The sequence below is a fragment of the Flavobacterium sp. genome (assembly GCF_020217025.1).
Taxonomy (GTDB): Bacteria; Bacteroidota; Bacteroidia; order Flavobacteriales; family Flavobacteriaceae; genus Flavobacterium.
Genome location: NZ_JAIWOF010000192.1, coordinates 1 through 10,000 on the forward strand (window position 1 = coordinate 1; position 10,000 = coordinate 10,000).

At 30.3% G+C, this 10,000-nt stretch carries 14 protein-coding genes; 11 read left to right on the forward strand and 3 right to left on the reverse strand.

The features are described 5' to 3' along the window. Positions 1–331: hypothetical protein (locus LDL23_RS09895; protein WP_291265546.1), on the reverse strand; the 331-nt coding region annotated here is incomplete at its 3' end. 162 nt (positions 332–493) lie between these two features. Between LDL23_RS09895 and tsaD the strand changes: the two genes are divergently transcribed. From tsaD to LDL23_RS09930, 7 genes are all read left to right on the forward strand, one after another. After that, on the forward strand, positions 494–1,516 hold the full coding sequence (gene tsaD / locus LDL23_RS09900; protein WP_291265547.1) for a tRNA (adenosine(37)-N6)-threonylcarbamoyltransferase complex transferase subunit TsaD: 1,023 nt from the start codon (positions 494–496) through the stop codon (positions 1,514–1,516). 5 nt (positions 1,517–1,521) lie between these two features. Further along, the gene (locus tag LDL23_RS09905; protein ID WP_291265548.1) at positions 1,522–2,226 is read left to right on the forward strand and encodes a 16S rRNA (uracil(1498)-N(3))-methyltransferase; all 705 of its coding nucleotides are present in this window, start codon (positions 1,522–1,524) and stop codon (positions 2,224–2,226) included. Then, positions 2,219–2,857 carry a DUF4159 domain-containing protein gene (locus LDL23_RS09910; RefSeq protein ID WP_291265549.1) on the forward strand — a complete coding sequence of 213 codons (639 nt, stop codon included), beginning with the start codon at positions 2,219–2,221 and terminating at the stop codon, positions 2,855–2,857. Before LDL23_RS09905 ends, LDL23_RS09910 begins: the two co-directional genes overlap by 8 nt. Before the next feature lie 230 nt (positions 2,858–3,087). Then, a complete protein-coding gene (locus LDL23_RS09915; protein ID WP_291265550.1) occupies positions 3,088–4,053 on the forward strand; it encodes a zinc metalloprotease in 966 nt (321 codons plus the stop codon). A gap of 79 nt (positions 4,054–4,132) precedes the next feature. Next, entirely contained in the window at positions 4,133–5,227 is a 1,095-nt protein-coding gene (locus LDL23_RS09920) for an AI-2E family transporter (RefSeq protein WP_291265551.1), read from the forward strand. A gap of 2 nt (positions 5,228–5,229) precedes the next feature. Further along, complete coding sequence (locus LDL23_RS09925; protein ID WP_291265552.1) at positions 5,230–6,408, forward strand: class I SAM-dependent methyltransferase; 1,179 nt, start codon at positions 5,230–5,232, stop codon at positions 6,406–6,408. Between the two features lie 5 nt (positions 6,409–6,413). Then, entirely contained in the window at positions 6,414–6,983 is a 570-nt protein-coding gene (locus LDL23_RS09930) for a hypothetical protein (RefSeq protein WP_291265553.1), read from the forward strand. Between the two features lie 133 nt (positions 6,984–7,116). On the opposite strand, the gene LDL23_RS09935 is transcribed toward LDL23_RS09930, so the two are convergent. Both LDL23_RS09935 and LDL23_RS09940 read right to left on the reverse strand, forming a co-directional pair. Beyond that, on the reverse strand, positions 7,117–7,464 hold the full coding sequence (locus LDL23_RS09935; RefSeq protein ID WP_291265554.1) for a hypothetical protein: 348 nt from the start codon (positions 7,462–7,464) through the stop codon (positions 7,117–7,119). Positions 7,465–7,858: 394 nt separating this feature from the next. Then, a complete protein-coding gene (locus LDL23_RS09940) occupies positions 7,859–8,170 on the reverse strand; it encodes a hypothetical protein (RefSeq protein ID WP_291265555.1) in 312 nt (103 codons plus the stop codon). 143 nt (positions 8,171–8,313) lie between these two features. Between LDL23_RS09940 and LDL23_RS09945 the strand changes: the two genes are divergently transcribed. The 4 genes from LDL23_RS09945 to LDL23_RS09960 all read left to right on the forward strand — a co-directional run bounded on the left by LDL23_RS09945 (position 8,314) and on the right by LDL23_RS09960 (position 9,825). Further along, entirely contained in the window at positions 8,314–8,544 is a 231-nt protein-coding gene (locus tag LDL23_RS09945) for a hypothetical protein (RefSeq protein ID WP_291265556.1), read from the forward strand. Positions 8,545–8,575: 31 nt separating this feature from the next. Continuing rightward, positions 8,576–9,130: a LuxR C-terminal-related transcriptional regulator gene (locus LDL23_RS09950; protein ID WP_291265557.1), complete on the forward strand. Its 555-nt coding sequence runs from the start codon at positions 8,576–8,578 to the stop codon at positions 9,128–9,130. Between the two features lie 88 nt (positions 9,131–9,218). Beyond that, positions 9,219–9,638 (forward strand): hypothetical protein, encoded by a 420-nt coding sequence (locus LDL23_RS09955; protein WP_291265558.1) that lies wholly within the window; start codon positions 9,219–9,221, stop codon positions 9,636–9,638. Position 9,639: 1 nt separating this feature from the next. Further along, positions 9,640–9,825 (forward strand): hypothetical protein, encoded by a 186-nt coding sequence (locus tag LDL23_RS09960; protein WP_291265559.1) that lies wholly within the window; start codon positions 9,640–9,642, stop codon positions 9,823–9,825. The last annotated feature ends 175 nt before the right edge of the window (positions 9,826–10,000 follow it).

A 10,000-nucleotide genomic window follows, 5' to 3' on the forward strand; every position in this document is an offset into this window, starting at 1 on the left:
CTAAGTTGGTATAATCTTCGTTTTTGTAATTTACAATTCTAACATCCATTCCATGCAAAACCACATCTTTCAAATAAGGATGACCCGGATCGTAAATTTTCTTAAAACTTAAAATAGAAGTATTTAATTTTTTGATGTAAAACAAAGTATCGTTATGATGGTCTAAAACCAAAACATCGCCAAGTTTTACACTTCCGAAAGGCGTAATGGCAACTTTTTTAATAGAAATATTAGTTCCAAATGATTCATTTAAACTATCAGTCGCGTATTTTCCTAAAGCAGTTTGCACAAAAGGTAACGACAAAAGAATACCCAATAATAGAAACAGCAATAAAATTGCGATTAGGGAACGAAATAGTATTTTTTTAAATTTTTTGATACGTTCTTTTGTTTTAAATTTGCTACCAATTATTTAACTGGGTGTATAATCCAACAAAAATAAGGAAATTTGTAAGATAATTACAATATCCCTATTCCAAATTTCATGCCTAAAATGTCAGAAAGAAAAATATATACTTTAGCCATCGAAAGTTCGTGTGATGATACGTCTGCAGCCGTACTTTGTAACGATGTTGTTTTGTCAAATATTGTGGCACGACAAGCGATTCACGAAGAATATGGTGGCGTAGTTCCAGAATTAGCTTCGAGAGCGCACCAACAGAACATTGTTCCAGTAGTAGATGTTGCTATTAAAAAGGCTGGAATTACCAAAAACGACTTAAATTGTATCGCTTTCACACAAGGTCCAGGATTGATGGGTTCGCTATTAGTTGGAGGTTCTTTTGCAAAATCGATGAGTATGGCTTTGGATATTCCGTTGGTAGCGGTAAATCACATGAAAGCGCATATTTTAGCGCATTTTATTGATGAAGAAGGTTTTGATAAACCAACGTTTCCTTTTTTGGCGTTGACTATTTCTGGCGGACATACCCAAATTGTTAAAGTAAATAGTTTTTTTGATTTGGAAATTATTGGCGAAACTACTGATGATGCTGTAGGAGAAGCTTTTGATAAATCGGCTAAGATTTTAGGACTTCCTTATCCTGGTGGGCCATTGATTGATAAATTTGCACAAGAAGGAAATCCGAAAGCGTTTCCGTTTACCAAACCAAAAGTAGATGGTTTGAATTTTAGTTTTAGTGGTTTAAAAACCCAAATTCTATATTTCATCCAAAAAAATGTAGCGATAAATCCGAATTTCATTGAAGAAAATAAAGCGGATATTTGCGCTTCTATACAATATACCATTATCAATATTTTAATGGATAAATTGAAATTAGCTGTTGCTGAAACTGGAATTAACCAAATTGCGATTGGTGGAGGCGTTTCTGCAAATTCAGGAATTCGAACTACATTAAAAGAAGCAGAAAAAAAATACGATTGGAAATCTTACATTCCAAAATTTGAATACACAACTGATAATGCAGCAATGATTGGAATTGTAGGGTATTATAACTTTTTAGAAGAAAATTTCAGTCAAGCTGATGTAACTTCTAAAGCACGAATTGAATTTTAAAACTTATGCAACTATTCTATAATTCCGATATAAAACAAGGTGATATTACTTTCTTTTTCGACAAAGAAGAAAGCAAACATATTATTAAAGTATTACGTAAAAAAGAAAGTGATAAAATATTTATTACTAACGGATTAGGTTTTTTATTTGAATCTGAAATTATTTTAGCTTCTGAGAAAAAATGTGAGGTAAAAATCACAAAAGAAACCTTTCAAGAACCTGATAAATTTTACACCCATATTGCCGTTGCTCCTACTAAAATGAACGACCGATTGGAATGGTTTTTAGAAAAAGCAACCGAAATTGGCATCCACGAAATCACGCCAATTATTTGTGATCATTCCGAACGAAAAGTATATAAAATTGATCGAGCGGAAAAAATCATTCAAGCCGCAATGAAACAATCGTTACATTATTATATTCCAAAAATCAACGAACCGATTTCATTCACACAATTCGTAAAATCGAATATCGGCGGACAAAAATTCATCGCCCATTGTGAAGAAACCGATAAAAAATCATTTACGAACGAAATCAAAAAAGAAGAAAAAGTTACTATTTTAATTGGACCTGAAGGGGATTTTTCTACAAAAGAAATCAATTTGGCTATTGAAAATGGATTTATTCCTGTAACTTTGGGAAACACAAGGTTGCGAACAGAAACGGCTGCTCTAGTAGCTTGTCATACAATTGCATTGATAAATGAATAAAATTTTAGTCATATTATTATTAGTTTGGAATTTGGGATTTTCCCAAGAAATTGCTGTTGCTAAATATTATGGCGGTGGCGATTGGTATGCGAATCCGACTTCTTTACCTAATTTGGCTAAATTTTGCAATCAAAACATCAATACTAAAATCAATACCAAAATTGCTACTGTTGAAGTTGGAAGTTCGGAAATATTTACCTATCCCTTCGTGCATATGACAGGTCATGGAAATGTTGTTTTTAGTCCGAATGATGTTATCAATCTTCGCAATTATCTTACTTCAGGAGGATTTTTACATATTGATGATAATTACGGTATGGACGAATTCATCCGAAAAGAAATTAAAAAAATATTTCCTGATAATCCATTAACGGAAATTCCTTCAAATCACATTTTATTTCAAGAACCTTTTAATTTTCCTGGTGGATTACCCAAAATTCATGAACACGACAATCAAAAACCACAAGCTTTTGGGATTTTCATCGAAGGGCGAATTGTTCTTTTATATACTTATCAAACGGATTTAGGAGATGGTTGGGAAGATCCTGAAGTTCATAACGACCCACAGAATATTAGAGAAAAAGCACTAAAAATGGGTGCTAACATTTTAAACTATGCATTCAAAAATTAATTTTAAAAAAAATTAATTTTTATTAAAATATGCAGAAAAACTACAGCAAATTATTTTTCAATACCTTTTAATTTTGATTTGTTATCTTTTTGAAACGAAAAATTAATGTTACATAATTTTTACAGAAACTTTGATTTACTGTAAAGAAACACAAACATTACATTAAAAAAATAGTAATATCGTTACAAAAATGTTAACTAACCGAATCAACTAACTAAAATGTATTAATTATGAAAAAAGCCCTTTTATCAGCAGTTTCATTACTGTTATTAGTTTCATGTAGTAATGATGAAACCAACTCTTCTACTAATGATTTAGCAGCAACTACAACTCACGAATATCACAGAGGTTGTGCTTCTCATGAAGTTCACGAACAACAATTAAGAGAAAATCCAGAATTAGCTATAAAAATGGCAGAAATTGAAAGATTTACTCAAAATGCAATTGCTAATGGAAGATTAGTTAACGGAAAAATCGAAATTCCTGTTGTTGTCAATGTTTTATATAGAACTACTGCTGAAAATATTTCTTTAACACAAATACAATCTCAAATTGATGTTTTAAATAAAGATTTCAATGCATTAAACAGTGATTTCAATCAAGTCCCATCTGTTTTTTCAGGAGTTAAAGCAAATGTTGGAATTTCATTTGTATTAGATGCTGTTTACAGAAAATCAACAACAAAAAAATCTTGGGGAACTAATGACGCTATGAAAAAATCAACTCAAGGCGGAATGAATCCTACCTCACCAACTACTAAATTAAACTTATGGGTTTGTACAATTGGTGGTGGAATTTTAGGTTATGCACAATTTCCAGGTGGTTCTTCTGCAACTGACGGAGTTGTTATTGATTCTAAATATTTTGGAACTACTGGAACTGCAACAGCTCCATTTAACAAAGGAAGAACTGCTACGCACGAAGTAGGCCACTGGATGAACTTAAGACATATTTGGGGTGATGCTACTTGCGGAAACGATTTAGTAAGCGATACTCCTACTCACAATACAGCTAATTACGGAATGCCTGCATTCCCACACTACTCTACTTGTACAGGAACACCTATTGAAATGACAATGAACTACATGGATTACACAGATGATGCTGGAATGTACATGTTCTCAAACGGACAAAAAAGCAGAATGTTAGCTATTTTTGCCTCTGGAGGATCAAGATTTTCATTTGCTCAACCATAAACCAATGAAACATTTGAGTTAATTAAGAAAACTCACCATTATGTGGTGAGTTTTTTTTATTTTAGCAAAAACAAATTAAATGACTTCAAAAGAATTAAGCTTCGGAATTGTAAGAGCAGTTGGTATTATTGCCGCTATTTCACTTCTGTTATTTTTCTTTTATAAAATTTTAACTGTAATTGTTTATATCATCGTATCGGTTGTTTTTACACTTTTGTTGTATCCGTTCGTACTATTTTTAAGAAGAAAACTTAAATTTAGAAATACATTAGCCGTTGTTACTACATTGATAATGGTAATTCTTTTAATTTCGGGAATCATTTTACTTTTTGTTCCGCTAATTATATCACAAGGTGAAAATTTATCACTTTTGGATATCAAATCACTGGAAAGCAATTACAATAGATTGTTAAATGATGTTACAATTTATCTGAGTTCTCACAATATCGATTTACAACAAATTACTAAAAGTTCTAACTTAACGTCATTTTCAAATTTTGAATTTATTCCTAATTTTTTAAATAACATCGTAAGTACCATTGGGAATATCGGAATGGGTTTGGCCTCTGTTTTATTCATTTCATTTTTCCTGCTTAAAGAAAGAATCGCTTTTGCGACCGCTTTTAAAAATGTTTTACCACTAGATCAAAAAGAAAAAGTTTTAAATTCAATTGAAAAAATAAACGAAATGCTTTCAAGATATTTCTTAGGGCTGTTGCTTCAATTGTTCATTATTTTAGTTTTATATTTTATTGTTTTTTTAATTTTTGGAGTCGATAATGCTCTAATAATTGCTCTTTTGTGTGCTGTTTTCAACATCGTTCCTTATGTAGGTCCAATTATTGCCACCTTTGTAGCTTGTGTTTTAATCATGATTAGCGGTATTGGAACTGGTGCCGATTTTAACACAGAAACTTTACCTACAACTATTTATGTTTTAATTGGAATGTTCGTTGTACAATTGATTGATAACAATATCAGTTCGCCTTTAATTTTTTCAAAAAGTACCAATTCGCATCCTTTAGAAATCTTTTTAGTGATTTTAATTGCTGGAATTTTATTCGGTATTACCGGAATGATTATCGCAGTTCCGTTTTATACTTCATTAAAAGTAATAGGAAAAGAATTTTTACCTGAAAATAAAATCATCAAAGCCCTTACCAAAAACTTATAGTTTTGAATTTAGAATCGATTTTACATACTGAAATACAAGATTTTATTAATCAAAATCTGAATGCTGATAGTACGAAATTAGCTTTGAAGAAAAATCCATTTCCTGAAGTGAATTATTCGGTTATCATCAATCAAATTATTGCAAAAAAGAAAGCGAAAGATAAACTTCCAACTTGGTTTTCATCTGAAAATATTATTTATCCAGAGAAAATTTCAATCGAACAAACTTCGTCAGAAACTACGGCTAAGTACAAAGCTTCTTTAGTTTCAGGAGAAAAATTAATCGATTGCACGGGAGGATTTGGTATTGACGATTACTACTTTTCCAAACAATTCCAATCGGTTATTCATTGCGAATTGAATGCCGATTTATCTCAAATCGTAAAACATAATTTCGAAGTTTTAAAAGCCTCAAATATTGAATGTTATCAAGGTGACAGTACAGAAATCTTAGAACAATTTAATGAGAAATTCGATTGCATTTACATCGATCCATCTAGAAGAAATGATGCTAAAGGAAAAGTCTTTATGTTAGCCGATTGTTTGCCAAACGTAGTCGATTTACAGGACTTTTATTATCAATTTACTGATACCCTTTTAATCAAAACCGCTCCTATTTTAGACCTTCACGCGGGTTTATTAGAATTGAAAAATGTATCAGAAATTCACATTGTAGGTGTTGATAATGAGGTAAAAGAATTGCTTTGGAAAATTGAGAAAAATTTCGACGCATCTCCAGAAATTATTGCAGTTAATTTAGAAAAAGAGAAGCAAACAATTACTAAAATTGAAAGTACAAAATCCTATTTTGCTTCTTATAGTTTACCCAAAAAATATCTGTACGAACCCAACGCATCTCTAATGAAATCAGGCGGATTTGAAGCGGTTTCTGAATTGTTTGCTGTTGGAAAGTTGCATCAACATTCGCATTTATATACTTCGGATAAACTTATTGATTTTCCAGGAAGAAAATTTCAAATTGATGCAATTGTTCCGTTTCAGAAAAAAGAAATTTCACAATTTATACAGGGTAAAAAAATGAATGTTTCCACACGAAATTTCCCTATAAAACCTGAAGAAATCAAGAAAAAACACAAAATTACAGATGGTGGAACAGTTTTTGCTTTTTTCACCACGAATATGAATAATGAAAAAATAATTTTACTTTGCACCAAATTATAATCCAAATGAAACACCTTTTATCGCTGCTATTATTACTAACATTAAGTGTTAACGCTCAAAAGAAAGATTGTATTTACGATATCGAAGAAAAAACAGATTCAACTTCATTAAGAGTTTTACCAAGCGTTTTAATGCACGAAAAAATATTTGGAAACACCAATGAATACTTATTCTTTGCGCTTTTAAATGACAACGGAACACCCATGTTAAGCATTCAACAATTACAAAAAAGCAAAGATTTCATTAAGACGAATTGTATTGCTAAAAATTCAAAAATTGTTTTACAATTAATGAATGGCAAAATTATAAACTTAATAAGTTCCGATGAAGAAGCTTGTAGTATTTTAACTTACGATGCGAAAGAACAAGACAATATTAGAGTTTTAGATGGTTATTTTTATTTCACAAAAACCAATTACGAAGAATTAAAAAACAGTCCAATTAGCTTAATGCGCATTCAATTTGCTGGAGAAACAAAAGATTATATTCTAAAAAGCGAATTAAACTCAGAAACGTTAAAAACAACATCGAAACCAGATAGTTATTTTATGGAGTTTTTGAAGTGTGTAGAGTAGCAACATTTTGAGGCTTCATTTCATTGAAGTTATGTCACCATGTATTAATAAACAAAGCATTCCATTCAGCAACAGATTTTCCTCTAGAAAATATAGAAGTAGCCTTTGAATCAAAATGCTATTACCAATAGTATTATTTCTTTTCTGTGCTTACTAATTTTAACTCTCCGTTTAAAGCTTTCCAAATTTCAACAGTTTTATTCGGTTGAGTTATATGTCGTTCAATAAGAATTGGAATTTCATTTTCTAGTTTGTAATAATCTTTATAAAATCGAATATAATTGTCCCAGGATGAAATGATTATCTTTTTTTCATGATCGACTTCAGGATTTATAATTATTTCATAAGCTGTGTTTACTTCGAAAATTTCGGTTTTTTCATTGTATATCCAATATAGATAAGGAAATGGATGTTCAGCTGGAATTGATTTAATAATTCTAAAATCAATATAATTATCGAAATTCATGTCTTCAATTTCCATAATACTTTCATTTCTTATAAATGAATAAAAATAATTTTCGCTTGGTATTATTTCTTGGATATATTCTCCGTTTTTGAACACAATTATTTTACTTATTTTACATTCACTTATTTGACAATCTTTTGTTAAGTAAAATGAAAATTCACCTTTTTTAAATTCTATTATTTCTTGAGAATAGAATTTAATTGAAAGTAAAAAAGTTATTATTAGCAGAGTTTTTTTCATAGTACTGTTAACTAGTCAAAAAAACAAATATACCAAACTTTTAACCAAAACAAAAATATTTCAGGAAACTACCAAAAACAAAAAAGCCTTGCAAATGCAAGGCTTTTTGTGATCGCGCCAGGATTTTTATAGCTACTGATTGACAATAAGTTAGTACTACACTGTGTCACTACTGTGACAAATCTCTTTTTAATTGCTCTAATATTTTTATAGCTTCATTTAATTTATTGACTTTTCTATTACCGTACTCCTCCCCCGGCTCATTTAATTCTAATGTGCCATTTTCTTCGTTTTTAAACAACCAATTCAAATCAACATCTTTGAGGTGTTCTATGAATGCCTTTATCATATCTCCAGTAATGTTATTATTGTTCATGTTTCTGTTAAAAGAAATATGATTCAATCCTAATGATTCAGCAAACTGCTTTTGACTCCAGCCTTTTTCTTTAATAATTACCTCTATTTTTTCTCTTAACTCCATTTAGAAACATTCTAAATTAATACTATAATAAACTTTTTAGTTTATTTTATTTGGATAAAATAAACTGATTAGTTTATATTTGTGACAGAAATAATACTTCTATGACAAATATAACAGAAAATAAACAAAAAACAGATGTGCAGATGCATATCGATAAAGCTTATAAGATTATTGAAAATAATCTTCCAAGCAACTATGTGAAATTAGTTCAGGAAAAATTGGAAGATCCTGATTTATCGAGTGGTATAATTCGAAACTTAAAAAATAGAGTTACGAAATATCCAAAAACTAAAATCAATGTCTTGAATGCGCTAGTGGAAGTAGCGAATGAATATCAAGAACATTTGAGAAAACTCCGAGACTTAACTCAATAAACTAAACAATTAATTTGATAATCAAAAAACCATGCAAAAACTAATTCCAGGATTACTCGATAACGCATTTGAGTTTTTCAATTTAGAAGACGATTTAAAATTTGTGAGTGATGGAAAATTGAAATCATTCACTGAAGCTCCAGCCTCTGTAATTATAATGCTGAAGGAAGCTATTGATAAAAATCCAGAGGCAAAAGCAATATTAATTGAATGGCATCCGGAAAGTGAATTCAATCAACTGAAACAATTTGCTTCATGCAAATTTGGAGGAATTGATTATTCAGCCGATATAAAAGATGGACAATTACAAGAGGGCGAATATTGGAAATGTCCAAAAGCAGGTTCTTGTGTTGGAGAAGGAGTAATTTGTACTTCACCTATTTATAACGGTCATGTTTTATCAAAAACAGAAATTGAATTAATAAGGTTGTCAACAACAGAAAAAACAAATGAAGCTATTGCTGAAGAGTTAAATCTTCCTATGGGAACTTTTCACAAATACAAGCATACGCTTTATGAAAAGCTAGGTTTTATTCAAACAAAACAGTGCCTCACAAAGATTGCCTATAGTTTGAATATTATCTAATACGTTCTTACCCTTTTCAATGTGTACTTACACATGACTATTCAAAACCAAACTCCTCTTCAGGGAGGAGTTTTTTAAATTAACGAACATGAAAGCAAAAATATTTGCAGGTCCTGCATACTCGGGAAAAACAAGAACCGCAAAAATGATTTCTGAATATATAGGTAAAGACAAAACCGTTTTTATAGATGCAAAACAAATGAAAATTGATAATCATTTTGTTTTTGAAGAAATTAATTTCAATACAGAATTAGTAATTATAGATGATGTGCCTGAAGACTTTTCTTTAGAACGATTTTACGATGTTGAGTATGATGAAAACAATGAAATTAAAGGTTACTATTTCTTAGTAAATAAAAGATGTTTACCTCCAAGAAGATACAGTGTTTCTAAAGTAATCATTATTGCAAATTTTCTTCCCAATATTACTGGAGAAAGTTTAAAAAGAAGATTTGAAATCGTTGAATTTCCTACTTGTGATTTATCAAAAATTAAAACTGAAGAATAATATGGGCTCATTAATTCAATCAAAAATCAATCAAGTTGAAGCGCGCATTCAACAGTATAAAGACTCGGAATTATTTTCTGAAGTTGAAAAAGAAAAGGAAATAAAAAAACTGGAGGCAGAACTGGAGAAACTGCAGCTAGAAAGAGCAAAAGAAATTGAAGTTAATAATTCAGAAGAGATAAAGTAACCTATGAGCTACGTAAAAGACACAGATATATTAGATGCTACCGATGGTGGTTTACAAATCATTCTTTACTATTATCCAAATGCTAATAAGGTTTTTCATAAAGCTGCTAAGCAATTTAAGATTCGTGAATCTGAAAAAACTGCATCAGCCACTTTATATCAACATCCTTCTGGAG

Coding starts and splice junctions, on each gene's coding strand:
- LDL23_RS09905 (WP_291265548.1), top strand. CDS start 1,522: ATGCAACTATTCTATAATTCCGATATAAAACAAGGTGATATTACTTTC.
- LDL23_RS09950 (WP_291265557.1), top strand. CDS start 8,576: ATGCAAAAACTAATTCCAGGATTACTCGATAACGCATTTGAGTTTTTC.
- LDL23_RS09920 (WP_291265551.1), top strand. CDS start 4,133: ATGACTTCAAAAGAATTAAGCTTCGGAATTGTAAGAGCAGTTGGTATT.
- LDL23_RS09940 (WP_291265555.1), bottom strand. CDS start 8,170: ATGGAGTTAAGAGAAAAAATAGAGGTAATTATTAAAGAAAAAGGCTGG.
- LDL23_RS09930 (WP_291265553.1), top strand. CDS start 6,414: ATGAAACACCTTTTATCGCTGCTATTATTACTAACATTAAGTGTTAAC.
- LDL23_RS09960 (WP_291265559.1), top strand. CDS start 9,640: ATGGGCTCATTAATTCAATCAAAAATCAATCAAGTTGAAGCGCGCATT.
- LDL23_RS09955 (WP_291265558.1), top strand. CDS start 9,219: ATGAAAGCAAAAATATTTGCAGGTCCTGCATACTCGGGAAAAACAAGA.
- LDL23_RS09935 (WP_291265554.1), bottom strand. CDS start 7,464: ATGGAAATTGAAGACATGAATTTCGATAATTATATTGATTTTAGAATT.
- tsaD (WP_291265547.1), top strand. CDS start 494: ATGTCAGAAAGAAAAATATATACTTTAGCCATCGAAAGTTCGTGTGAT.
- LDL23_RS09910 (WP_291265549.1), top strand. CDS start 2,219: ATGAATAAAATTTTAGTCATATTATTATTAGTTTGGAATTTGGGATTT.
- LDL23_RS09945 (WP_291265556.1), top strand. CDS start 8,314: ATGCATATCGATAAAGCTTATAAGATTATTGAAAATAATCTTCCAAGC.
- LDL23_RS09915 (WP_291265550.1), top strand. CDS start 3,088: ATGAAAAAAGCCCTTTTATCAGCAGTTTCATTACTGTTATTAGTTTCA.